At 66.4% G+C, this 22,332-nt stretch carries 21 protein-coding genes and 1 pseudogene; 6 read left to right on the top strand and 16 right to left on the bottom strand.

Annotated features, from left to right (window positions below):
* Window position 1 precedes the first annotated feature (1 nt).
* From GQY20_RS20260 to GQY20_RS20285, 6 genes are all read right to left on the bottom strand, one after another.
* Entirely contained in the window at window positions 2–757 is a 756-nt protein-coding gene (locus GQY20_RS20260; RefSeq protein ID WP_157218950.1) for an SDR family NAD(P)-dependent oxidoreductase, read from the bottom strand.
* A 107-nt stretch (window positions 758–864) separates the two neighbouring features.
* Window positions 865–1,935, bottom strand: a complete 1,071-nt coding sequence (locus GQY20_RS20265; protein WP_157218951.1) for a phosphotransferase family protein — start codon at window positions 1,933–1,935, stop codon at window positions 865–867.
* The gene (locus GQY20_RS20270) at window positions 1,928–3,280 is read right to left on the bottom strand and encodes an acyl-CoA dehydrogenase family protein (RefSeq protein ID WP_157218952.1); all 1,353 of its coding nucleotides are present in this window, start codon (window positions 3,278–3,280) and stop codon (window positions 1,928–1,930) included. Before GQY20_RS20270 ends, GQY20_RS20265 begins: the two co-directional genes overlap by 8 nt.
* A 16-nt stretch (window positions 3,281–3,296) precedes the next feature.
* Complete coding sequence (locus GQY20_RS20275; protein ID WP_198351076.1) at window positions 3,297–4,262, bottom strand: NADPH:quinone oxidoreductase family protein; 966 nt, start codon at window positions 4,260–4,262, stop codon at window positions 3,297–3,299.
* A gap of 14 nt (window positions 4,263–4,276) precedes the next feature.
* Window positions 4,277–5,023, bottom strand: a complete 747-nt coding sequence (locus tag GQY20_RS20280) for an SDR family NAD(P)-dependent oxidoreductase (RefSeq protein WP_157218954.1) — start codon at window positions 5,021–5,023, stop codon at window positions 4,277–4,279.
* A complete protein-coding gene (locus GQY20_RS20285; RefSeq protein ID WP_198351077.1) occupies window positions 5,020–5,520 on the bottom strand; it encodes a MarR family winged helix-turn-helix transcriptional regulator in 501 nt (166 codons plus the stop codon). The genes GQY20_RS20280 and GQY20_RS20285 overlap by 4 nt, the downstream gene beginning before the upstream one ends.
* Before the next feature lie 118 nt (window positions 5,521–5,638).
* Here GQY20_RS20285 and GQY20_RS20290 point away from each other — a divergent pair, with 118 nt between their 5' ends.
* The gene (locus tag GQY20_RS20290; protein ID WP_157218956.1) at window positions 5,639–6,196 is read left to right on the top strand and encodes a nuclear transport factor 2 family protein; all 558 of its coding nucleotides are present in this window, start codon (window positions 5,639–5,641) and stop codon (window positions 6,194–6,196) included.
* A gap of 121 nt (window positions 6,197–6,317) precedes the next feature.
* On the opposite strand, the gene GQY20_RS20295 is transcribed toward GQY20_RS20290, so the two are convergent.
* Both GQY20_RS20295 and GQY20_RS20300 read right to left on the bottom strand, forming a co-directional pair.
* A complete protein-coding gene (locus tag GQY20_RS20295; RefSeq protein WP_198351078.1) occupies window positions 6,318–8,549 on the bottom strand; it encodes a CoA transferase in 2,232 nt (743 codons plus the stop codon).
* A 7-nt stretch (window positions 8,550–8,556) separates the two neighbouring features.
* Window positions 8,557–8,952: a nuclear transport factor 2 family protein gene (locus tag GQY20_RS20300; RefSeq protein WP_157218958.1), complete on the bottom strand. Its 396-nt coding sequence runs from the start codon at window positions 8,950–8,952 to the stop codon at window positions 8,557–8,559.
* Window positions 8,953–9,071: 119 nt separating this feature from the next.
* On the opposite strand from GQY20_RS20300, the gene GQY20_RS20305 reads away from it, so the two are divergent.
* Window positions 9,072–9,824, top strand: coding sequence for an SDR family oxidoreductase (locus tag GQY20_RS20305; RefSeq protein WP_157218959.1), 753 nt, complete (start codon window positions 9,072–9,074; stop codon window positions 9,822–9,824).
* A gap of 37 nt (window positions 9,825–9,861) precedes the next feature.
* Here GQY20_RS20305 and GQY20_RS20310 read toward each other — a convergent pair whose 3' ends face one another.
* The 4 genes from GQY20_RS20310 to GQY20_RS20325 form a co-directional block, all read right to left on the bottom strand.
* Window positions 9,862–10,638, bottom strand: a complete 777-nt coding sequence (locus tag GQY20_RS20310) for an enoyl-CoA hydratase-related protein (protein ID WP_198351079.1) — start codon at window positions 10,636–10,638, stop codon at window positions 9,862–9,864.
* A gap of 3 nt (window positions 10,639–10,641) precedes the next feature.
* The gene (paaG, locus tag GQY20_RS20315) at window positions 10,642–11,433 is read right to left on the bottom strand and encodes a 2-(1,2-epoxy-1,2-dihydrophenyl)acetyl-CoA isomerase PaaG (protein ID WP_157218960.1); all 792 of its coding nucleotides are present in this window, start codon (window positions 11,431–11,433) and stop codon (window positions 10,642–10,644) included.
* Window positions 11,430–12,992: an acyl-CoA synthetase gene (locus tag GQY20_RS20320; RefSeq protein WP_198351081.1), complete on the bottom strand. Its 1,563-nt coding sequence runs from the start codon at window positions 12,990–12,992 to the stop codon at window positions 11,430–11,432. Before GQY20_RS20320 ends, paaG begins: the two co-directional genes overlap by 4 nt.
* A gap of 68 nt (window positions 12,993–13,060) precedes the next feature.
* Entirely contained in the window at window positions 13,061–13,813 is a 753-nt protein-coding gene (locus GQY20_RS20325) for an SDR family NAD(P)-dependent oxidoreductase (RefSeq protein ID WP_157218962.1), read from the bottom strand.
* 94 nt (window positions 13,814–13,907) lie between these two features.
* Here GQY20_RS20325 and GQY20_RS20330 point away from each other — a divergent pair, with 94 nt between their 5' ends.
* Genes GQY20_RS20330 through GQY20_RS20335 form a run of 3 tightly spaced genes read left to right on the top strand, consistent with a single transcriptional unit; the run spans window position 13,908 to window position 16,370 of the window.
* A complete protein-coding gene (locus GQY20_RS20330) occupies window positions 13,908–14,783 on the top strand; it encodes an alpha/beta fold hydrolase (RefSeq protein ID WP_157218963.1) in 876 nt (291 codons plus the stop codon).
* A complete protein-coding gene (locus GQY20_RS32220) occupies window positions 14,770–15,189 on the top strand; it encodes a Zn-ribbon domain-containing OB-fold protein (RefSeq protein WP_198351082.1) in 420 nt (139 codons plus the stop codon). Before GQY20_RS20330 ends, GQY20_RS32220 begins: the two co-directional genes overlap by 14 nt.
* Window positions 15,186–16,370 carry a thiolase family protein gene (locus GQY20_RS20335; protein WP_198351083.1) on the top strand — a complete coding sequence of 395 codons (1,185 nt, stop codon included), beginning with the start codon at window positions 15,186–15,188 and terminating at the stop codon, window positions 16,368–16,370. The genes GQY20_RS32220 and GQY20_RS20335 overlap by 4 nt, the downstream gene beginning before the upstream one ends.
* Window positions 16,371–16,410: 40 nt before the next feature.
* On the opposite strand, the gene GQY20_RS20340 is transcribed toward GQY20_RS20335, so the two are convergent.
* The 3 genes and pseudogenes from GQY20_RS20340 to GQY20_RS33145 all read right to left on the bottom strand — a co-directional run.
* Window positions 16,411–17,583 carry an acetyl-CoA C-acetyltransferase gene (locus tag GQY20_RS20340; protein WP_157218964.1) on the bottom strand — a complete coding sequence of 391 codons (1,173 nt, stop codon included), beginning with the start codon at window positions 17,581–17,583 and terminating at the stop codon, window positions 16,411–16,413.
* A 35-nt stretch (window positions 17,584–17,618) separates the two neighbouring features.
* Window positions 17,619–18,398: an SDR family NAD(P)-dependent oxidoreductase gene (locus GQY20_RS20345; RefSeq protein WP_157218965.1), complete on the bottom strand. Its 780-nt coding sequence runs from the start codon at window positions 18,396–18,398 to the stop codon at window positions 17,619–17,621.
* A gap of 136 nt (window positions 18,399–18,534) precedes the next feature.
* Window positions 18,535–18,826: pseudogene (locus GQY20_RS33145) on the bottom strand (transposase zinc-binding domain-containing protein); the annotation flags it as partial.
* Between the two features lie 495 nt (window positions 18,827–19,321).
* On the opposite strand from GQY20_RS33145, the gene GQY20_RS20350 reads away from it, so the two are divergent.
* Window positions 19,322–20,281, top strand: a complete 960-nt coding sequence (locus tag GQY20_RS20350) for a hypothetical protein (protein ID WP_198351084.1) — start codon at window positions 19,322–19,324, stop codon at window positions 20,279–20,281.
* 275 nt (window positions 20,282–20,556) lie between these two features.
* Here GQY20_RS20350 and GQY20_RS20355 read toward each other — a convergent pair whose 3' ends face one another.
* Window positions 20,557–22,305 (bottom strand): N-acyl-D-amino-acid deacylase family protein, encoded by a 1,749-nt coding sequence (locus GQY20_RS20355; protein WP_157218967.1) that lies wholly within the window; start codon window positions 22,303–22,305, stop codon window positions 20,557–20,559.
* Window positions 22,306–22,332 lie beyond the last annotated feature (27 nt).

Consider the following 22,332-nt stretch of genomic DNA (forward strand, 5'->3'; position numbering starts at 1 on the left):
ATCACGGTAGCGACTGCCCTCCATCGACGATGATCGTCTGCCCCGTCACATGGTCCCCGGAATCTGCTGCGAGATACAGCAGCGCCCCCGCGATATCTTCGGGCGTCGCCGCCTTCGCCAACGGGATCATCGCCCGGAATGCCGCCAGTTGCTCCTCGCTCAGATGTTCCAGCGCGGATTCGGTCACGGTGATCCCCGGCTCCACACCGTTCACCCGGATCCCGCGCGATGCGAGTTCGGTCGCCGCCTGCCGGATGAACCCGTTCACCCCCGCCTTCGACGTCCCATAGGCCGTATAGCCCGGCACCGACACGCGCGTGCCGGTGATCGACGAGGTCATCAGCAGCCGCGCCGCCTTGCTCGTCTCGAGATGCGGCATCGCCGCGGCGGCGAGCCAGAAGCAGGCCTTCACATTGACGGCGAGCATCTGCTCCAGTTCGTGATCATCGATGCTGTCGATCGTCGACGCGCCGAGCGCGGCGGCATTGTGGACGACGATGTCGACGCCGCCGAAGCGCTCGACCGTCTTCGCCACGACGTCGGCAACCGCGGCTCGCGAGCCGATGTCGGTCGCGATCAGTAGTGCTTCGCCGCCAGCGGAGGAGATGCGGTCGACCACGTCCTGGCCCGGCGCGGCGGTGCGCGTCGCAACGACGATCTTCGCGCCTTCCTCGGCGAAGCGCAGCGCCGTCGCACGGCCGATCCCCTTGCCCGCGCCTGTGACGATCGCGACCCTGCCTGCCAATTGTCCTGCCATACTTGCTCATCTCCCATGAAGACAATATTGCATGCAATATGGTTGATATCCAGAGATATTGAGCGAAATTCTGTCTTAGAATCGTTCACATGGCATTTAATAATGCGTCAGCCCGCCTGACATCGCACCATCGTATGCGCCTGCCGCATCAGATTGATCACCATGTCGGGGAAGATCGCCATCGCGCCGGCTTCGGCCCTGCGGCCTGCCGCCGCGGCGACCTTATATTCTAGAATGCAGGCCATACGGAATTGGGCGAGGACTAGATAATAATCGAAACCCCCCATGTCGCGGCCGGTCAGCGCGGCATAGCGCGCGATCATCTCCTGACGGGTCGGGAAATCGGTGGGATCGAAATAGGCAGCCGGCGGGATCGCCTCCGGTTCGGCCGCGTCGCAAAGGTTGCAGAGCAGTAGCGCGAGGTCGAACAGTGGATCCCCGATCGTCGCCAGCTCCCAGTCGATGATCGCGCGCACGCGGGTCGGCGGCGCCGGATCGAACAGGATGTTGGGTGGGCCAAAGTCGCCATGTACGATCCCGCGTCTCTGGTCGGCGGGGAGATGTGTCCGCAGCCAGGCCGCCACCTCCTCGATCCCAGGCAGCGCGCGCGGGGTGTAAGCAGGGTAGCGCAGGGGATAGGCAGCGAGCTGGCCGAGCCAGCGATCGACCTGCCGCTCGAGGAAGTTGCCGGGCTTACCGAAATCGCTGAGCCCGATCGCATCCGGATCGACGCGTGCCAAGCTGGCGAGCGCATCGACCATCGCGAAGCCCATCTCACGCCGGCGTTCAGCACGGTCGAACAGCGCAGGATAGCTGCAGCCCCGTTCGCCGAGTTCCGGCGCCCAACCGTCGATCCGTGCCATCACATAGAAGGGAGCGCCGATCAGCCCGGGATCGGAGCACATGCCGTACAGCCGGGGATGCGGGACGTCGCTGCCGCCGAGTGCGGTCAGCAGCCGTGCTTCGCGCATCATCGCCTTCTCGCTGTTGGGTGGCGCGACCGGCGGCGGCCGGCGCAGCACCGCCGGTGCGCCGCCGCGGTCGATCGTCAGGATGACGTTGCTCGTTCCGCCGTGCAGGAAGCCGATCTCGAGCGGCTCGGCGCCGATCTCGGGCGCGTGGGCGTCGAGCCAGCGGGTCAGCGCGGCGGGATTCGCGAGCGCTTTGGGATCAGGCATCGACCTGGTCCGGTGAGAGGCTGCGCACATAGTCGATCCACGGCGACCGCTCTCCCGGCAACGCCAGTGCCGTCTCATAGCGCCGCAGCGCGTCGCGTGTGACCGGCGGGATATGCGCGGTCGGGAAGAGGTCGGTACTGGCCTGATGGCGGCGCAGCAGCTGGCGCGCGATCGTCACCTTGTGCACCTCGTCGGGTCCGTCGGCGATGCCCATCACGAAGCCGCGCAGCAGCATGTCGCCGAACGGCATTTCGTTGGAGATGCCGAGCGAGCCGTGCAGATGCATCGCCTTCGATACAGTGGAGATCAAAACGCGCGAGGCCAGGATCTTTGCCGCGGAGATATCTTCGCGCACTGCCTTGTAGTCGTTCAGCCGGTCGATCTTCCAGGCAGTGTGCATCACGAAAAGCCGGAACTGCTCGATCTCCAGCCAGCAATCGGCCAGCACCTCCTGCACCATCTGCTTGTCGGCGAGCAGCGATCCCTGTGTCGTCCGGCTGAGCGCGCGCTCGCACATCATGTCGAGCGCCTTGGCGGCTAGGCCGACGCTGCGCATGGCATGATGCACCCGCCCGCCGCCCAGGCGGAACTGGGCGATGCGGAAGGCGTCGCCCGCCGCGCCGAGCAGGTCTGTGTCGTGCAGCACGACGTCGCGATAGTCGAGATAGGCCTCGCTGCCCGATCCCGGCAGATCGAAGGTGGTGCCGACGTTGCGCAGGATGGTGACGCCCGCCCGATCGGCCGGCACCACGAACATCGATGCGCCGTGATGTACCGGCACATCGGGATCGGTGATGGCCATAACGATCAGGAAGGCCGCCCAGCGGGCATTGGACGAATACCATTTGCGGCCGTTCAGCCGCCAGCTGCCGTCCGGCTGACGCGTGGCGCGGCAGGTGAACTGGCGCGGATCGGCACCGCCCTGCGGCTCGGTCATCGAAAAGCAGGAGACGATGTCGCCGTCGAGCAGCGGCCGCAGCCAGGACGTCTTCTGCGCATCCGTGCCGAAATGGGCGAGGATCTCGGCATTGCCGGTGTCGGGTGCGGCCGTGCCGAACACGGTCGGCGCGAAAAAGGAGCGCCCGAGGATCTCGTTCATCAGCGCGAGGCGTACCTGCCCATAGCCGTTGCCGCCGAGCGCCGGCGGCAGGTGGCAGGCCCACAGCCCCTTCGCGCGCACCTCGGCCTGCAGCGGCGCGAGGATCGCGCGCAGCGCCTGGTTGCCGGGATTATAGGCCTGGTCCTGGTGGAACAGGCTGTCGATCGGCTCGATATGAGTGCGCACGAAATCGCGCATCCAGTCCAGCTTTTCGGCGAATTCGGGTTCGGTCTCGAATGACCACATGGGCATTCCCTCCAGATTAGGGCCGCAGCACGATCCGACCGTCCGGCCTGCCCTCGAGCACGAGTGTCATCGCCTCAGCGAAGTCGGTCAGGGCGAAGCGATGCGCGACGGTTGGCCGGATCGCGCCGTCGCGGAACCAGGCAAACAGGCTCTGCATGATCCGCCGCGCCGCCCCGGGCTCGCGGCGGACGAAGCGACCAAGATTGACGCCGACCAAGGCAGCTTCCTTGAGCAGCGGCAGATTGGTCGGCAGCGCCGGGATGGCGCCGCCGGCAAAGCCGATGACGGCATGGCGGCCGCCGGGGCGCAGCGTCCGGAACGCCGGCTCGGTCCAGCCGCCGCCGAGCGGATCGAGGACGACATCGATGCCGCTCCGCTCCGCAATGGCTTCCACTTCGGCGCGCAGCGTCGCCGGAGCACCGCCGACGACATGGTCCGCGCCGAGCGCGGCCAGCTTGCCGTGGGCACGTGATGTCGCCGCGATCACCCGCGCGCCGAGCGCCTTGCCGATCTCGACCGATGCCCCGCCGACCGATCCGCCCGCACCGAGCACGAGCAGGGTCTCTCCGGCCTTCAGCGCAACCCGGTCGATAAGGGCGTGCGCCGCAGTGCCATAGCCGACGCGGACGACTGCGCCCGCATCGAACCCCATCGTATCCGGCAACAGGTCTGCATCGCCTTCGTCGATGCAGACCTTTTCCGCCCATGCACCCCCGATGGCGAGCGCGCAGACCCGGTCGCCGACGGCGAAACTCGTGACGTCCGCGCCGACTGCATCGATCGTGCCCGCGCATTCGCTGCCTGGGATCCCGGGAAGGGCGGGACGGTCCTGATAGCCGCCGGTCGCGGTCAGTGCGTCGACATAGGAAAGGCCCGTTGCCTTGATCCGGATGCGGATCTGGCCCGGGGCGGGGATCGGGGGCGGTACCCGCTCGAGTGCGATGGCGTCGGCATGCCAGTCGCGCATGACGACTGCCGCCATTGCGTCATCGCCGCTCACGGGAGGCCGCCATCGACGCGCACGATCGTGCCGGTGGTGTAGCTCGACGCCGGGCTCGCGAGGTAGAGCGCGGTGGTCACGATTTCCTCCGGCAGGCCGCAGCGGGGGATCGCGCCGGGCGTGCTCTCGCGCTGCTCCTCGGGCCAGCTTTTCGCGATGTCGGTCAGGAACTGGCCGGGCGAGATGCCGTTGACCCGTACCTTGGGCCCACAGGCCCGGGCGAGCGCTAGGGTGAGCGCGTTGAGGGCCGCCTTCGATCCGGCATAGACCGCGTAGCGCGGTTCCGGGCGGATCGCGCCGGTGCTGCTGATGTTGATGATCGCGCCGCCGTCCCCCGCTGCCATGCGCTCTCCGACGAGGGCGGCGAGACGGAACGGCCCCTTGAAATTGACGCCGACGATCTTGTCGAAAAGCTCCTCGCTGGTCTCGACCAGCGAGGGCGCGAGTGGTGACATGCCGGCATTGTTCACCAAAATGTCGATCCGTCCGAACCGCTCGTGGACGGCGTCGACCAGGCCGGCGAGCTCATCCCAGTGGCCGACATGGCAGGGCCAGGCGAAGCCGCGCCGGCCCAGCGCCTCGATCTCGGCGACCACCGCTTCGCAGGCTTCGCGCTTGCGGCTGGTGACCGCCACGTCGGCGCCGGCCTGCGCGAAGCCGAGCGCCATCTCGCGGCCGAGGCCGCGGCTGCCGCCGGTCACCAGCGCTACCTTGCCGGTCAGGTCGAACAGGTTCGCGTTCATCGCCTCTCCCCTTGCCGGTCGGTCCGCACCGGGCTGCGCGCTTGGCTTTCGAGCCGCTGCCGCAGCGTTGCCAGCAGCCTGGCGGCCGTGCCGATCGCCACCGCATCGAGGCCGGACGCGAGATCGGCCGCCCATCGATCGCCTTCGCGATCGGCCAACGCGAAGGCCCGTTCGCCCTCCGTCGTGGGCGCCAGCGTGCGGGCCCGGCGATCGGCGGGATTGTCGTGGAAGGTGACGAGGCCCTGCTGCTCGAGATGGTTGGCGATGCGCTGGATCGCCTGGCGGCTATGCCCGAAGCTACGCGCGATCCGCGCCACCGTCGGCGCCCTGGGCGCGCGGCAAATGGCGGTCAGCACCAGCCAGTGGGCGGGGAGCATGCCGGCGATCCGTGTCGTCATCTTGCGCGCGCTTGCCAGCCGGCCGGACAGGCGGATCACCTCGTCGATCAGGGCGACGACGTCCTTGCGGACGGGCTCGGCAGCAGCGGAGTTCGACAACATACGGTCAATATTGCATGCTATTCGTGAACTGTAAACCGCAGGTACCGATATTATGTCTGGATAAATGGATATATTGCGTGCAATCTTGTCACACCTGCGCAAAGGAGAGCGACGCATGCGGAAAGGGCATCCCGGCACCATCCCGACGGGCGGGCAGGTGGAAGACCGGCTCGCGATCATCAACCTGCTCGCGGCCTATGCGCATTATGCCAATGTCGGAGATATTGACGGCTGGTCCGATTGCTTCACCGAGGATGCCACCTATCGCATCTCCGCGCCGGGCGCGCCCGGCGTGCCGCTGCCGATCGCCCAGGTGATCGCGGCCGAGACGCCGCAATTCGCGGCCTATCGGCGGATGCTCGCCGATCCGGACAGCGGCGAGCGCAAGATCTACTGCATCGTCAACCCCTATGTCGTCGAGCTGAGCCGGGGCGCGGCCATGATCGTCTGCGAGCTCGTCCAACTGCGCGCGCAGCCGAACGGTCCGCCGCCCCGGATCCAGCTGACCGGCACCTATGAGGGCGAGCTGATCCGCAAGGGCGGTGTGTGGCGCATTCGGCGCTGGTCGATCGCGACCACGCGGACACCGGAGTCGGTGTCGGAGGTGCCGGCGACATGGTGGTTGAATGTTGCGGCGAGCCCGGAGGGAAGCTGGCGCGATGTGAGTGCGTGATACAATCCCGACGCCATTTGCGCCGAGCTTGTCGAGGTGCTCTTTTCTTTTCGAAGGAAGAAAGGGAGGGCTTCGACAAGCTCGGCCCGAACGGACGATTGTCGTCACTGGGAGGACTTGATCAGGTCGCCACCACGACTCCGTCCGCGATCAGCGTATCGATCTCTGTCGCATCGAAGCCGACCTCGCCCAGTATCTGGCGGCTATGCTCGCCCAGGATCGGCGGGGCGAGATCGCGGCGCGCCGGCACTCCATCCATGCGCCAGAAGGCGCCGACCTGTTCGAGCTGGCCGAAGCGCGGGTGCGGATAGGATGCGACGAGGCCCAGCGCGCGGTTTGCGGCATCGTCCAGAAAAGCGAAGCGCTGCGCCTCGCGCGCCGGTCCGGCGGAGGCGCCATGCTCGTTAGCGAACGCCAGCGCCTCGACAACCGTGCGGTCACCGAGAGCTTTTTCGACATCGCCGCCTGCCGCCGCAGTCAGCCGTTGCCAGGCGTCGTCGGCGCGCACGAGCAGCGCGATCCAGCCGTCCACGCAGCGATAGAGACGCTCGCGCGGGCCGAGGCCGAGCTGCATTGCATCCAGCCGGGCGAAAGGCGCGGTGCTGCCATCCGCCAACACTGCCGTCTCGTTCGCCGTGAACAGGCTGGCGCCGAGCAGCGAGGCGCTCAGGAAGCGGCCTTGCCCCGTCCGGTCGCGCTCGCGCAGCGCCGCGATCGTGCCGTGGAGCGAGGCCATGGCAGCGAGATGGTCCATCATCCCGAAACGGTGCCAGATCGGCGGATTACCCCTGCCGGCGCCCTCCAGTTCCCAGCCGGACATTGCCTGGAAGAGCTGGTCATAGCCCGGCCAATCCTTGCGCAGCCCGGCAGAACCGTAGGAATTGACGTGGCAATAGACCAATGACGGCTTGATCGCGGCTAGACTGGCATAATCCAGTCCCAGCTTGGTCGCGGCCGGCATGCGCAGATTATGGTGCACGGCGTCCGCACCGGCGACGAGCCGTTCGAGCACCGCGCGGGCGCGGGGATCCTTGAGCTGGAGCGCAAGTGCGCGCTTGCCGCGCTGGCAGCCGTTGAACCCCCAGTCGATCCATCGCATCTGATCGCCCGAGGTGGCCTCGACCTTGACGACGTCCGCGCCGAGATCTGCCGCCAGCATCATCGCGAACGGGCCGGCGAGGAAATTGCCGAAATCGAGAATGCGCACCCCGGCGAGAGGAGAGTCGGGAGTAGTTGTCGGACGATCGGGTATTGCCGGCCCGGTGCTGTCCGGCCAAGCCGGTGGATGGCTGCCCAGTGCCGGCGCGGGGAAGCGGACCGACACCGGCGGCTCGATGGTGATCGGGACGGCGGGCTGCAGGCAAACGCCGAGATCGGGATCGTCGACCTCGACCACATAGCCATTGGCGCGTGCCTGCTCGTCCGCGAACAGCGCGCCCATCGGCATCGCGGGCTGCACCGGCACGTCCGCCTCCCAGAGTGCCCTGAGCCATATCGCCGAATCATGGCGCAGAAAGGCCGCGCGATTGGCAGGCATCATCGGAAAGAGGCGCGCATAGGTCGTCGTCGGCGGGAGCGGCTGGCGAAGCGCATCGTCGAGCCGCTCTATCTCTGCCTGCATCAACGGGACTTTGTCGACGTTCGCCATGACATGGACCCATGTGCCGTTCGCGCATTCGAAGATCGGCATGTCGCCGCGCTTCGGCATGCCGTCGGCGAGCGAATCCGACGGATACTCGGCGCGATACCAGTGCATGGCCAGCGAGGTGAGGGCGCCCTGGAGGAGGCTGGTCTCGATCACCCCGCTGCCCCGACCGCGATCTCTGGCGAGCAGCCGGGCCGCCGCTCCCGTCGCGGCGAGATAGGCCGCACCCCAGCTTCCGAGCGGGAAGCGGAGATAGGCCGGGCCGTCGCGGTGGACGCAGGCCTGTTCGTCGAGGATGCCCGCCGCGCCGAGCACCAGCATGTCGACCGGCTCGATCTGTTCCAGTGGGTGGCCGGCGGGAAAGCCGCCGATGGCGGCTTCGATCAGCCTCGGCCAGCGAGTTCGATCGCTGAGCCCGAGTTCCCGCCGTCGCGATGGCAGCAGATCGTGGATCAGCAGATCGGCGTCGCCGAGCAGGCACTCGAAGCTCCTCCGATCGGCGGCATCGTGGAGGTCGAGCGCGACGCTGTGCTTGCTCCGGTTGCGCCCCGCGAACGCAGCGCTGCCGCGCTCTGGGTCGCCTGTGCGCGGTTCGATGCGGAGCACCTCCGCGCCCATCTCCGCGAACAGCAGCCCCGCGATCGAGGGCGCGAGCCCACCCGCGATCTCGATCAGCCGGACATCGCCGAACAACCCCGTCATGCTCATCGGTCGGTCAGTTCAGGATGACGTCGGCATAGTGGAGCGTGTCGAGATATTCGGTGCAGCGCCACAGCTTGCCGTCACGGATGGTGAACAGGAACAGATAGTCGTTGGCATAGACGCGGCCGTCCGCGCGGCTGGCCTCGCCGCTGAACTCGGCCGCCACGCTGTCGTCCTCCGCGATCACGCGGTGGAGCGTGATACGGAGCGGCGTGGCGAGGCGCGCCAGGATGGTGCGTTCGGTCAGCTCGGCAAGCTGCTGCTTGGTGTAGGTGCCGGTCAGCGGCGAGTGGCCGCCCACCGTCCAGATCGCGTCGTCTGCCAGCATCGCCCAGGCGTCCGCCGTGCGGCCGTCCGAGATGGCGTTGAAATAGCGCTCGACCAGCGCTTTGTTAGCCTGCCTCTCCATCCCGCTTCACCTTCTATTGCATGCAATATGATGGAATATCGGCGGTTGTTTGTCAAATTCCGCTGGTTATCCCGTGGATGGGTGATTAGTTGCATGCTAACATCGAAGGGAGAGGGATCATGCAGAATTCGCTGGCAGGTAAGGTGGCGATCGTCACCGGCGCGTCGAAAGGCCTGGGCCGAAGTATTGCCGCCAGCCTGGTCGACGCCGGCGCACGCGTCGCGCTGTTGGCGCGGTCCCGGCCGGAACTCGAGTCGCTCGCAGCCGTGCTCGGTCCCAATGCAGCCGCTTTTCCCTGCGATCTGCGTTCGGCTGAGGCGATCGGCATGACTGTCGCCGCGATCGCCGAGCGGTTCGGCGGCGTCGACATCCTCATCAACAATGCGATGATGTGCCTGCTCAATCCCATCGACAGCATCCCCGACGAGGATGCGCGCAGCGAGGTGGAGACCAACCTGCTCGCCCCCATCCTGATCATCCGCGAGGTCGTGCCGCACATGCTGGCCCGCGGCGGGGGCGACATCGTCAATGTCAGCTCGGAATCGGTCGCGATGCCTTTCCCCTATCTGTCGGTCTATGCCGCCACCAAGGCGGGATTGGAGGGGCTGTCCGCGGCGCTCCGCGTCGAACTCGGCTACAAGGGCATCCGTGTCGGCGTGTTCCGCTCGGGCTTCATGGCGGAATCTTCATCCTCGGCCTTGTGGTCGGACGAGAACAAGGCGGGCTTCTACGAGGCACTCAAGGCGACCGGGCTGGATCATTATGCGGGTGAAGCGATCCCGGTGCGCGTGCAGGCCGATGTGCTGGTCTCGATGCTGACGCTGCCGCGGCAGGCGAATATCGATCATATGACGGTGCGGGCAGCGAAATAATCCGGTCATCCCGGCATTCGCTGGGAAGACGGGGATGTTACCGCCCCGACCAAGCCGGCGCCCGCTTCTCGGCAAACGCCCGCGGGCCTTCCCTCGCATCGTCCGACCCCATCATCGCCACGATCTCGGGCCAGTCGAGATGCGCGGTCATCGCCTCGCGAATGTCGCCTTCCAGCGCGCGGCGCATCACCGCCTTGGACGCGCGGATCGCGAGCGGGCTGGCGGTGAGGATGGTCTCGGCCAGCGCCAGCGCAGCCGCAAGCGCCTCGCCGGCCGGTACCACCCGGTTGACGATGCCGAGGTCCAACGCCTCCTGCGCTGAGATTCGCCGGGCGGTCATGATCATCTCCATCGCCCGCTTCGGGCCGACATGCGCCGGCAGTCGCAGTAGTCCACCGGCCATGGCAGCGAGGCCAACCTTCACCTCCGGCAGCGCGAAGCTCGCATTTTCCGCTGCGACGACGATGTCGCAGGCCAGCGCCAGCTCGAAGCCGCCGCCCAGCGCCATGCCGTTGACCGCCGCGATCACGGGTTTGTCCAGATCGAAGCGATTGGTGAGCCCGCCGAAGCCGGTTGGCGGCACCACCGGCTCGCGTGGCGCGAGTTGCTGCTTGAGGTCGTTGCCGGCGCAGAACGCCCGTTCGCCCGCGCCGGTGACGATCGCCAGCCATTGGTCGGGATCGGTCGCGAAGGTGTCGAGCTTCGCTGCCATTTCGAAATGGGCCGGCGCATTGAGCGCGTTCATCGCCTCCGGGCGAGCGATGGTGAAGACAGTCATGCGGCCCTCGCGGCGTACTTCGATAAAGTCGGTCACGGTCTACTCTCCGATAAAATGCGCCGCGCGCTTCGCCTTGAATGCGGCAACGCCCTCGCGATAGTCCCGGGTCTGCCCGAGCAGGCGCTGGAAGTCGCGCTCGTGGTCGAGTTGCTCGTCCAGTGTCGTCGTCACAGCGCGGCGGATCGCGCGCCTGGTTTCGACCAGCCCGCGCGTCGGCGCGGCGGCGAGACCGGTCACCAGCGCCTCAACCTCACGCTCGAAATCCGCATCGTCGATCGCGCGCCAGATCAGGCCCCATTCGGCGGCCTGCGCGGCGCCGATCGGCATGCCGGTGAGTGCCATCGCCATCGCCCGCTGCTGGCCGACGAGGTGCGGTAGAGTCCAGGTGCCGCCGCAGTCCGGCAGCAGGCCGATGCGGGCGAAGGATTGCACGAACCGGGCGCCGGCGGTCGCCACGGTCAGGTCGGCGAGCAGGGCGATGTTCGCGCCCGCGCCGGCGGCGACGCCATTGACCGCGCAGACCCAGGGAAAGGGCAGATCGGTCAGCCGTCGGACGAGCGGGTTGTACCATCGGTCGATATTGGCGCCGAGATCGAGCGGGGCATCGCTTTCGACATCGCGCTCGCCGAGATCCTGCCCCGCGCAGAAGGCGCGGCCGGAGCCGGTCAGCAGCATCACGCGCGCGCCCACGCACTCGGCTTCGTCGAGCGCCGCCATCAGTGCAACATGCATGTCGACCGAGAAGGCGTTCAGCTTTTCGGGCCGGTTGAGCGTGATCCGCGCGATGCCGTCCTGGATCGCCAGCAGGACCGGCGTCTCCACGACCGTCACGACGCCGCTTCCGCTGCCAGCAGCGCGCGGCGCAGATCGGTCTTCAATATCTTGTTGGCGCCGCTCAAGGGCAGCGGCTCGAGGCGGATGTCCACCGAGCGTGGGCATTTGAAACCGGCGATCAGCGTCCGGCAATGCGCGATGACCTGGTCGCCGGTCAGCGCCTGCTCCGTTTTCGGCACGACCACGGCATGCACGGCCTCGCCCCATTTTGGATCCGGACGGCCGAACACTGCGCATTGCTGCACAGCCGGGTGCGACGCTATCGCATTCTCCACTTCGAGCGAATAGATGTTCTCGCCGCCCGAGATGATCACGTCCTTCAGCCGGTCGACGATGTGGAGATAGCCGTCCGCGTCGAGGAAGCCGACATCTCCGCTGTGCATCCAGCCGTTGCGCAGCGCCTCGGTGGTCGCCTCGGGCTTGCGCCAATAACCGCGCATCACCATCGGCCCGCGAATCACCACCTCGCCGGTGTCCCCGGTCGAGACCGGGAGGCCGGTGGTGGGATCGTGGATCGCGATGTCCGCGAGCAGCGCGGGCCGCCCGGCCGAACGGAGCCGGCCCTTGGCCCGCGCGTCGGACAGATGATCGCGCCAGCCGAGCATGGTTGCGATCGGCGAGGTCTCGGTCATGCCATAGGACTGGACGAAGCGGACGTGCGGCAGCTTCTCCATCGCCTCGCGCAGCAGCACCTCGGGCATCGGCGCCGCGCCATAGGTGATGTACCGGAGGCTGGAGAGATCGTGCGCGGCGAGGCTGGGGTCGTCGAGCAGCGTGCGCAGCATCGTCGGCACGAAGGTGGCAAGCGTGACGCCGGCGCGCTCGATCGTTTCCAGCACCTCCGGTGGGGCGAAGCGGGGCAGCATGACATGGGTGCCGGCGGCCTGGGTGACCGAGAACAGTCGGACGGCAGCCGCGACATGGAAGAGTGGGCCGCAGTGGAGGTGTACCGTCTCCTCGTCCATGCCGATATGGGCGATGAAATTGACGGAGTTGGCGAGGATGTTGGCGTGGCTGAGCATCACGCCCTTCGGCGCGCCGGTCGTGCCGCCAGTGTAGAAGAGGCAGGCGAGATCGTCGCCGCCGCGGCCGGCATCGGTGAGCGGGGAGGCCGCGGCGAGCGCGCGGTCATAGCTGTGCAGGCCCGTCGGGACTTCGCCATCGCCGCTGAGCAGCACTGCCGCGATCGCCGGGCAGGCGCCGCGCAGCGCCTCGAGTTGTGGCAGAAATTCGGGGCCGATGACCAGCAGCACCGGCTCGCTGTCGGCCAGCTGAGCCGCGATCTCGGCGGTCGAGAGGCGATGGTTGAGCGGCGCCAGGACGCCGCCGGCCAGCAGCGCGGCGAAGCCGGTCTCCAGTGACCGGTGGCTGTTGAGCGCGAGCAGCGCGACTCGATCGCCCGGCGCGAGGCCCAGCGTCCGAAAGGCGCCCGCGAGCCGCGCTATGCGGCCAGAGAGTTCGGTCCAGGTGAAGCGGCGTTCGCCATCGATCAGCGCGATACCGGCCGGGCGGATCTGCACGGCGCGTCGTAATCCTTGGATAAGACCGGTCTTCACGCGTTTGCCCTCCCTCTCCTTGCGCTGCCCAGCTCCAACCCTTTGCATGCAATACCACATTGAGGCGGTCATACCTCTAGCGGAAAGCCGCCGGCGACCTTGATCGTTTCGCCGGTGATGAAACCGGCTCGAGACGAGCAGAGGAACAGCACGGCATCGACGATGTCCTGCGGCTGGCCCTGGCGCTTGATGAGCTGCAGGTCGTTGACGAAATGATCGACCATCTCGCGGGGCAGATCGGCCATCACGGTGTCGGTCGCCATCAGGCCGGGCGCCACGCCGTTCACGCGAATCCCGTCGGGCGCGAACTCGCGCGCTAGGCTGATGGTCAGGCCGCGCACCGCCAACTTGGAGAGGCCATAGGCGCCAGCCACCGAATAGCCCGCGATCGAGGCGATGTTGACGATCGTGCCGCCGCCGCGCCGCGCCATGGATTTGCGCGCCGAAACCGCGCAATTGATTACGCCCATGATATTGACGTCCAGGCAGGCGCGGATGTCGGCGCGGGGCAGGGCGCTGAAATCCCTGCTATAATGGCGGGTCAGCAGGCCGGCGTTATTGATAAGGATGTCGACCCCGCCGAGCCCCGCCTCGGCCGCCACGATGGCTTCGTCTACCGACTCCTCGTTCGCCACGTCGCAGGCCAATGCGATCGCCTCGGCGCCGCGCTCGCGCAACCGTGCCGCGGCTCGCTCGCCCTCGGCCGCGTCGATGTCGGCGATCGCGATGCGCGCGCCCTCCGCCGCCAGCGCCTTCGCGAACCCGAATCCGAGGCCGCGTGCGCCGCCGGTGATGAATGCCGTTCTGCCCTGATGTTCCATCGCCCGCCCCGCCACCGATAGCGCGCATAAAGCACAGCATCACCACGCAAACAACAAGATTGCATGCAAAATGTGATGCCGCTACGCATGGGTCATGCAATCCGATCCCCTGTCCATCGCCTTTCCCGGAGCCGGTGGGCTCGCCATCCAAGGCGAGCTCCATGGACCGGCCGACGGCTTTCCAGTGATCCTGTCGCACGGTGGCGGGCAGACGCGGCATGCCTGGGGGCGGACGGCGGAGCGGCTCGCCGAGGCGGGATTCCGCATCCACGCGCTCGACCTGCGCGGCCATGGCGACAGCGGCTGGGCGCAGGACGGCCTTTACGCGATCGAGGATTATGCCGAGGATCTGCGGCTGCTCGCAGCGACCTTCGATGCGCCGCCGGTGCTGGTGGGCGCGTCGCTCGGCGGCATCGCCTCGCTGCTCGCGGCTGGCGAGGAGCCTTGCCTGCCGATTGCGGGCCTCTGCCTGGTCGATGTCTCGCCCCATCTGCGGCCCGAGGGCGTGGAGGGGATATTGGGCTTCATGCGCCGCACCGCGAGCGGCTTCGACACGATGGAACAGGCGGCCAATGCGATCGGTGCCTATTTGCCGCATCGCCCGAAGCCGCGCGACCTGGACGGCATCGCCAAAAATCTACGCAGCCGTGCGGACGGTCGCTTCTACTGGCACTGGGATCCGGCGACGATCGCGCGTCCGCTGGACCCCGAAAGCACGAGCCGGCGGCTGGAGCGCGCGGCTGGCCGGATCACCGCCCCTGCGCTGCTGGTCCGCGGCGCGCGGAGCGAATTGGTGACGGCGGAGGTTGCCGCGGCCTTCATGGCGCTGTTTCGCGACGGACATACGGTCGACGTCGCCGGCGCACGCCATATGGTGGCGGGTGACCGCAACGACCGCTTCGGATCGGACCTGCTCGCCTTCGCCGAGCGGGTGCGCGATCGTCGGGAGGATGACCATGCTGGCCAATGACGCACCACTGCCCGTCCTGACCCCGGAGACCACGCCCTTCTGGACAGGCGGCGAGGACGGCGCGCTGATGATCGCGCGCTGTTCGGCCTGTACGCGCTATGTCCATCCGCCCCAGCCGATCTGCCCGCATTGCCTCAGCCGCGAGATTGCGCCGGTGCGCGTGTCCGGCCGCGGCACGGTCGCCAGCTTCACGGTCAACCATCAGCGCTGGTTGCCGGACATGCGCGTGCCGTTCGTGATCGCACTGATCGAGCTCGAGGAACAGCCCGACATCCGGATCACCACCAATCTCGTCAATCAGCCGATCGAGGCGGCGGCAATCGGGCAGAGAGTGCGCGTGCTGTTCGAGCGGCACGAGGATATCTGGTTGCCTTTGTTCGAGCCGGACGGGGAGACGGGGGAATGAGCCGGTTCGGGGAGAAGTCGGTCGTCATCAGTGGCATCGGTCAGTCCGAGATCGCGCGGCCGTCGCGGAAATCGGCGCTGGTTCTGACCATCGACGCGGCGCTCGCGGCGGTCGACGATGCCGGTCTCACGGTCCGTGATATCGACGGCGTCGCAACCTGGCCGGGACGCATGGCCAGCGATCCCGGCTTCGGGCCGGTCGGCGCCAGCGACCTCAAGGAGGCGCTGGGCCTTGAGGTCAATTATTTCTCCAGCGGGGTGGAAGGATCGGCGCAGTTCGTATCCGCTTTCAATGCGATCAACGCGATCCATGCCGGTCTGGCCCGCCACGTCATCGTCTTCCGCACGGTGCATGAGGCGACGACCCGGCTGCAGACCGGCAGCGGCACGGCCTTCGCCGTGCCGCGCGTGCCCGACGCCCGCTTCCAGTGGCAGCTTCCGTTTGGCGCGATGTCGGCAGCCAACTGGGTAGGCCTCTATGCCCAGCGCCATTTCCATGACTATGGCACGACGCGTGAGCAGATGGCGCAGATCCCGTTGAATTGCCGGCTGAACGCGGCGCGCAATCCCAAGGCGGTCTATCGCGGTCCGCTTGGCCTGGACGACTATCTCGCGTCGCGGATGATCTCGACGCCACTCTGTCTCTATGATTGCGACGTGCCGGTCGATGCCTCGACCGCGATCATCTTCTCGCATGCCGATCATGCCGCCGATCTGCGGCATCCGCCGATCCATATCGAAGCGATCGGCTCGGCGCTGCACGGCCGCGACTCGTGGGATCAACGCGCCGACCTGACGACGATGGCGGCGTTCGACGCGGCGGCGATGATGTGGTCCCGCACTGACCTGCGCCCCGACGACGTGGACACCGCGCAGCTCTATGACGGCTTCAGCATCCTGACGATGCTGTGGCTGGAAGCGCTCGGCTTCTGCGGGAAGGGTGAGAGCGGCGCGTTCATCGAGGGCGGCGAGCGGATCGCGCTGAACGGGGCACTGCCGCTCAACACGTCGGGCGGGCAGCTCTCCGAGGGCCGCGCGCATGGCTATGGCTATCTGCACGAAGCCTGTCTGCAGATGCGAGGGCAGGGCGGGGATCGGCAGATCGCGAAGCAGGTGCGGACGGCGGTGGTCGGTACCGGTGGCGGCCCGCTCGGGGCGTGCATGCTGCTCCGGCGGGATTGAGTGAGGCATAATCCCCTCCCCGAAGGGGAGAGGGGGAGTGCTAGAGCGCCTCGAAGATCGTCACATTCGCCAGGCCGCCGCCTTCGCACATCGTCTGCAACCCATAGCGCAGCTTGCGCCGGCGTAACGCGTGGATCAGCGTGGTGGCCAGCTTGGCGCCGGACGCGCCCATCGGATGGCCGAGCGCAATCGCGCCGCCATGCACGTTCAGCCGTTCCGGATCGGCGCCCACCGCCTTGGTCCAAGCGAGTGGCACCGAGGCGAAGGCCTCGTTCACCTCGTAGAGATCGATGTCGCCGATCGAGAGGCCTGCGCGGTCGAGCGCGCGCAAGGTGGCAGTGATCGGCGTTTCCAGCATGATCTCGGGATCGCCGCCGAGCACGCTCATATGATGGATCCGGGCCAGCGGCGTCAGGCCATGCGCCTGGAGCGCCGCCTCGCTGACGATCAGTACGCCGGCCGCGCCGTCGCAGATCTGGCTGGAAGTGGCGGCGCTGATCCGGCCGCCTTCGATCACGGTGCGCACCGAGCCGATCGACTCGATCGTCGCGTCGAAGCGGATGCCTTCGTCGACGTCATGCACGGCCGGATTGCCGTCCGCATCGGCGATAGCGATCGGTAGGATTTCGCCGCGGAACAGGCCCTCATTCGCGGCTCGGGCTGCGCGCTTGTGGCTTTCCAGCGCCAGCGCATCCATATCCGCGCGCTCAAAGCCATATTTGGACGCCATCATCTCCGCGCCCTTGAACTGGTTGTAGGCGAAGCCCGGACGCCGTTCGAGCATCACCGGGCTGATCGGCCCGCCCATGCCCTTCTCGTGAGGCAACAGATACGCCGAGTTCATGGGCACACGGGTCATGCTCTCGACACCCAGCGCGATCACCGCGTCGGCAGTGCCGGACATGACCGCCTGAGCGGCGAAATGGATCGCCTGCTGCGAGGAGCCGCACTGGCGATCGACGGTCACGCCCGGCACGGTCTCGGACAACCGTGACGAGAGGATTGCCTGGCGCGCGACGTTGAATGCCTGCTCGCCGACCTGGGTGACGCAGCCCATCACCACGTCTTCTATGGCGGCGGGATCGATCCCGGTCCGGTCGAGCAATGCGTCGATCAGCGTGCCGGCCAGATCGGCCGGGTGCCAGTCCTTGAGCCGGCCGTTGCGGCGCCCGCCAGCGGTGCGGGCGGCGGCCACGATATAGGCTGTTGTCATCGGGTATCCTGTCGATTGAAAGAAGGGTGCGCGGCTCAGCGCGGCGGCATGCGGATGGCGCCGTCCAGCCGGATCACCTCGCCGTTGAGATAGGTGTTGCGACAGATTTCCAGTACCATCGAGGCGAACTCCTCGGGCGCGCCGAGGCGGCTCGGGAAGGGCACCGATTTCCCGAGCATGGCCCGGAAATCCTCCGGCATGGCGAGCATCGGTGGGGTGGCGAAGATGCCAGGCATGATAGCGTTCACGCGGATCGCCTCCGACGAAAGGTCGCGCGCGATAGGAAGCGTCATGCCGACGATCCCAGCCTTGGCCGCGGCATAGGCGACTTGGCCGATCTGTCCGTCCTGGGCGGCCGCCGACGCAGTGTTGACGATCACCCCGCGCTCGCCGCCAAGCAGCTCCAGCATTGCCATGCCGGCAGCGGCATGCGCTGCGCACTGAAAGGCGCTCATGAGGTTGAGCGCGACGATTTTGGAGAAGCGGTCGAGCGCCATGGGTTCGACGGTTCCGGTCTCCTTGTTGCGACGGATGATCTTGGCGGATGTGCCGCCGCCGGCGCAACTCACCAGGATGCGCTCCTGGCCTTGGGCAGCACGCGCCTGCTCGAAGCCGGCTTTCACCGACTCCTCGGACGTCACGTCCACCGTGCAATAATGGCCCCTGATCTCCTCCGCGACCTGCGCGCCGCGTTCGGCGTTCAGGTCGAAGATCGTTACCTTGACACCGGTCGCGGCCAGCGCCCTAGCGCAGGCCTCGCCGAGGCCGGACGCTCCGCCGGTGACAATCGCGGCAATCCCTTCATTCAACTCCATGTCGCCTCTCCGTCAGGTCATGCATGCGATAGACGGGTAAAGGAAGCGATCAAAGCTAAAAAAGATAGAGAACTGCCTTATATTGAATGCAATATCGACTTTTTTGGCCGGGAAGGGCTGTCCTTGGTATCGTTCGGTGAGGGTTGATGCTGAACGCTCCTGCCGAAGGGCAAGGGAGCGCTGTGATCATGCCGATGTGGGCGCAGAGGTGTTGGGGGTCTGAGTGGTGGTGGCCATTGTCTCGGACGCTGCTTGGGATAGCAGGCGTGGATCGCTGCCCTGTTTTGATATGCGGTGTCGGCGACCTCGTGGGCACCGTGAAGACGAGGTAGACCGGCAGGAGGTCCGGGCTCGCGCTCGGCATGCCAGGCGCGCGCCGCCGCGCCCTGGCACCGGGGACAATGGTGGTCGCAGCAACTGTTATAGGCTGGCTGCCGGTAGATCCCGGATGCGGCCTGCGCACGAGTCGTCATGGGCTTCGAACTCGTCGCGGATCGAGGTCAGCAACTCGCCGTAATAAGTTCGCTCCGCGCGTTCCCGATGACGGTACCTGTACCCAGCCGCAAAGCAGCCATGTGGAACGCTTGTCGTGACTCGAGAACACTCCATCCCAAATTGCGCTTGCTTCGGAAAATTCTCTAAAAAGCTCCCTGCAGCTCAGTGAGTTTTGGTTCGGAAAGTTGGATTCAGAGATTTCGCGGGGTTAAAAATATAGTGAAATCAATAAGTTGATTCATATTGGTATCCCTGGCTCCCCGACCATCAGCCATTTTCAGGCCGTCTCACAGCCGCTCGGAACGGAGCGGCGCGCTCGTTGTGAGCCAACTCGCCATGGAAAGCTTGCAGGCGCCCAATGCTTGCATAATCGGCGGGCAGTTGGCAGGCTCGCTTGGTGCCGACCGAATTCTCCGCGCGACAGGGCAATGCATATCCTTGGCAAGGACAGTCGCTTTGGACCAGCCGAAATGAATGGAGACGAGCGTGCCGAATTGCTGGCTTGGGACACCGGCGCGATCATCCCGCCAGAGAGCTATGAGCGCCTGAGGGCGGATCCCAATTATCCCGGCGCCGTCCGCTGGCTTGCACGGACGATGCTCGAAACCGCCGACGCCGACCCCGCGCTGCATGGGATCTTCAAGGATGCAGGTCGTAAGGTCGCCGCCTTATGCACCGCGTTGCTCCACGGCTCCGGCGGCATCACCCTGCCGCGCCTGAAGGAGCTGATGGCGAAACTCCATCTGGCCAGCCCTGGCCGCGCGCGCGCTCTGCTCATTTACATGCGCTATCTCGGGTTCGTCGAACTGAGACAGGTACGGGCAGCCGGCTCCCCGGCGGTTTATCTGCCGACAGCCAAATTCCAACGCACCTACGCGGCTCATCTCCGTCAGGTCGTCGAAGCTACTGCATGGATCGCCCCGGCCGCGGCGCGCGTTGCCGTCGCCTTCGACGAACCCGCTGCCGTCGCCATCTTCGTCCGCCATTTGACGCAAGGGTTTTTGAACAGCACCGCCCAGGGACACGATGTCGACAATTATTTCGAGATTTTCTCGCATCGCCATGCGGGTACTCAAATCCTCAATCAGCTTGTGAGCCAAGCGCCGGGCGACAGCTTTCCGCCGGAAGGCAAGATTCCTTTCGTCGCGGCAACCGCGGCGCGACGCTTTCGCGTTTCACGCGTCCACGTACGCCGCCTGTTCCGCGCCGGCGAACAGGCTGGGCTCATCCAATTTGACGAAGGTGCCGTTTGCTTCAGCGACGCGGGCCGTGACATGATCGAGTGGGTCTACGCAACGAAGATGATCGTCTATCTCGGCGCCGTCGCTCGCACATTCCGGGACGTGGCCGACACCATGGCCACCGGGAAGGACGGGATCGCCGCCTGAGGGCGGCCGTCGAGATGACCGGGCGAACGGCGTCGAACTGAGCCGATTTGGTAAGTCGTCGCCTCTGCTGCCGCGAGCCGGCTTCTCCTCGCGCACGGTTGATTCCTGCCTCGCACTTCGGACGATGAAGAGGGCAAGCCTCCGCTCGGCGATCCTGCTCTCGCATCTTGGTGGACTTTTTTCATCATCCCGGATCATTCCGGGATGACGAAAAGGAAAAATCTCCCGTCAATGATTTGTGAATGCCCTGGGCTCGCTTGGGAGAGGGCGCAAGGTCATTCGGCGGCCTCCAATGCCCGGTTGGCCTCCTCGACTGCCTTGGGCGGCAGATATTCGCCCGGCGTCGCGCCGGTGTAGCGTTCGCCGTCGAAGGTAGCGATGCCGTTGACCAGCGTGAGCCGCATCGGCGCGGGCGGGCGGGTGAAGCGCCAGGTGGTACCCCCTTCGCCGTCCGGCACGTCGAACGCCTTGATCATCGGGCGATAGGCGATCTCGTCGAGGTTGAAGACGACGATGTCCGCGCGCTTGCCGACCTTGATCTCGCCGATCTCGGTGAGGCCGAAGAAGCCCGCAAGCTTGCCGGTCAGCACGTGGATCGCCTGCTCCAGCGAGATCAGGCCGCCGGCGACATATTTGGTGAAAAGCAGGATATTCTCGCCTCCCCCGCACAGCATCTGGAGATGTGCGCCGGCGTCCGAGACGTTGCCGATCGACTGCCGGTCATGCATCAGCTTCGCAGTCAGCTGTTCGTCCTTGGGGAAGGGGGACATGTGGACGGTGGACTTGGTGCCATTTTCCAGAATCCACTGGGCCATCGCGTCTGACCGGTGCAGGCCTCGCTCCTCGGCGAATTGCTGTAGCGTGATGCCGACCGGCCCGACGCCATTCTCCGAATCGATCAGGTTGAGATCCTGCGGATTGTTCATCGGCGAATGCGCCCAGGCCTTGGTGTCCCAGCTGTCGCGCGCCCGCGCGCGCCAGTCCGGATCGGCGAGCAGCGCCGCCTTTTCCTCATGGGTCGGCGCCAGCACCACCTCGTGCCAGACATAGTCGTTCGACTGGGCGAAGATGAGCGACTTGGTGAGGCTCAGCGTGCTGGTGGGCGAGACATGCGCCGCCGTCGGCCACAGATCATAGCCTTCGGCCTGCATCCGCTCGACGCGGGGCTGCATCTGCTCGCGCATCGGCCGCTGATATTCGAGCGACGGCACGCCGCCGGCGATCTGCATACGCAGCTTGCGGCCCTTGGTCAGCCGTTCAAGCCGCTCCAGCTCGCGGGGCCCGGTCATCCGCATGAACACGTCGACTATCACCTGGTAGGTGGTGCCGGGGTGACGCTCCAGCACGTCGAACAGCGCGCTGAATTCGGCGTCGTCCGCGTTCAAGGTCGGGATGGGGCGATCGTCGCCGTCATGATCGCTGAGGTTGGTGGAAAGCCCCAGCGCGCCGGCGGAGAGCGCATCTTCCAACAGCTCGGCCATGCGGGCGATCTCGGCGGGTGTCGCGGCGCGGTCCCAGGCTTCCAGACCCATCGCCGCCATACGCAGCGCGATATGGCCGACATAGGCGGCGTGGTTCGCCGGGAGCTTGATGTTGCGCTGCATCGACGCCTTATATTCGGACCATTTCTCCCAATCCCACGGCACGTTCTGCAGAAACGGCTTCAGCGGGATATCCTCGAAGAAGGAGAAAATCTTCACCATCTCCAACTGCGCGGCCTTGTCACGCGAGAGGGGGGCAGCGGTGAAGCCGCAATTGCCGAGGATGACCGTGGTCGTGCCGTTGCCGGGCAGCGGATCGAGATCGGGCTGCCACCACATGGTGGCGTCATAATGGGTATGGCTCTCGATGAAGCCGGGGGTCACGTAGCAACCGGTGGCGTCCACCACTTGCTCGCCCGCGCGCGGCGCCAGGTCCGGCCCGATTTCGGTGATGATGCTACCGGAGACGCGGACGTCCGCGGAAATGGATGGGGCGCCGGTGCCATCGATCACGGTGCCGCCTTTGATGAGCACGCCAGACATGTCTCTCTCCAATCAGAATCCCGATGA

It is taken from the genome of Flavisphingomonas formosensis (assembly GCF_009755815.1).
Taxonomy (GTDB): domain Bacteria; phylum Pseudomonadota; class Alphaproteobacteria; order Sphingomonadales; family Sphingomonadaceae; genus Flavisphingomonas; species Flavisphingomonas formosensis.

Excerpts from the sequence above, each read along its gene's own strand:
- GQY20_RS20335 (WP_198351083.1), top strand. The coding sequence starts at position 15,186 with ATGAGCCGGTTCGGGGAGAAGTCGGTCGTCATCAGTGGCATCGGTCAG.
- GQY20_RS20325 (WP_157218962.1), bottom strand. The coding sequence starts at position 13,813 with ATGGAACATCAGGGCAGAACGGCATTCATCACCGGCGGCGCACGCGGC.
- GQY20_RS20295 (WP_198351078.1), bottom strand. The coding sequence starts at position 8,549 with ATGAGCATGACGGGGTTGTTCGGCGATGTCCGGCTGATCGAGATCGCG.
- GQY20_RS20345 (WP_157218965.1), bottom strand. The coding sequence starts at position 18,398 with ATGGAGTTGAATGAAGGGATTGCCGCGATTGTCACCGGCGGAGCGTCC.
- GQY20_RS20355 (WP_157218967.1), bottom strand. The coding sequence starts at position 22,305 with ATGTCTGGCGTGCTCATCAAAGGCGGCACCGTGATCGATGGCACCGGC.
- GQY20_RS20290 (WP_157218956.1), top strand. The coding sequence starts at position 5,639 with ATGCGGAAAGGGCATCCCGGCACCATCCCGACGGGCGGGCAGGTGGAA.
- GQY20_RS20265 (WP_157218951.1), bottom strand. The coding sequence starts at position 1,935 with ATGCCTGATCCCAAAGCGCTCGCGAATCCCGCCGCGCTGACCCGCTGG.
- GQY20_RS20280 (WP_157218954.1), bottom strand. The coding sequence starts at position 5,023 with ATGAACGCGAACCTGTTCGACCTGACCGGCAAGGTAGCGCTGGTGACC.
- GQY20_RS20300 (WP_157218958.1), bottom strand. The coding sequence starts at position 8,952 with ATGGAGAGGCAGGCTAACAAAGCGCTGGTCGAGCGCTATTTCAACGCC.
- GQY20_RS20350 (WP_198351084.1), top strand. The coding sequence starts at position 19,322 with ATGCATATCCTTGGCAAGGACAGTCGCTTTGGACCAGCCGAAATGAAT.
- GQY20_RS20270 (WP_157218952.1), bottom strand. The coding sequence starts at position 3,280 with ATGTGGTCATTCGAGACCGAACCCGAATTCGCCGAAAAGCTGGACTGG.
- GQY20_RS20260 (WP_157218950.1), bottom strand. The coding sequence starts at position 757 with ATGGCAGGACAATTGGCAGGCAGGGTCGCGATCGTCACAGGCGCGGGC.
- GQY20_RS20275 (WP_198351076.1), bottom strand. The coding sequence starts at position 4,262 with ATGGCGGCAGTCGTCATGCGCGACTGGCATGCCGACGCCATCGCACTC.
- GQY20_RS32220 (WP_198351082.1), top strand. The coding sequence starts at position 14,770 with ATGCTGGCCAATGACGCACCACTGCCCGTCCTGACCCCGGAGACCACG.
- GQY20_RS20305 (WP_157218959.1), top strand. The coding sequence starts at position 9,072 with ATGCAGAATTCGCTGGCAGGTAAGGTGGCGATCGTCACCGGCGCGTCG.
- GQY20_RS20340 (WP_157218964.1), bottom strand. The coding sequence starts at position 17,583 with ATGACAACAGCCTATATCGTGGCCGCCGCCCGCACCGCTGGCGGGCGC.
- GQY20_RS20330 (WP_157218963.1), top strand. The coding sequence starts at position 13,908 with ATGCAATCCGATCCCCTGTCCATCGCCTTTCCCGGAGCCGGTGGGCTC.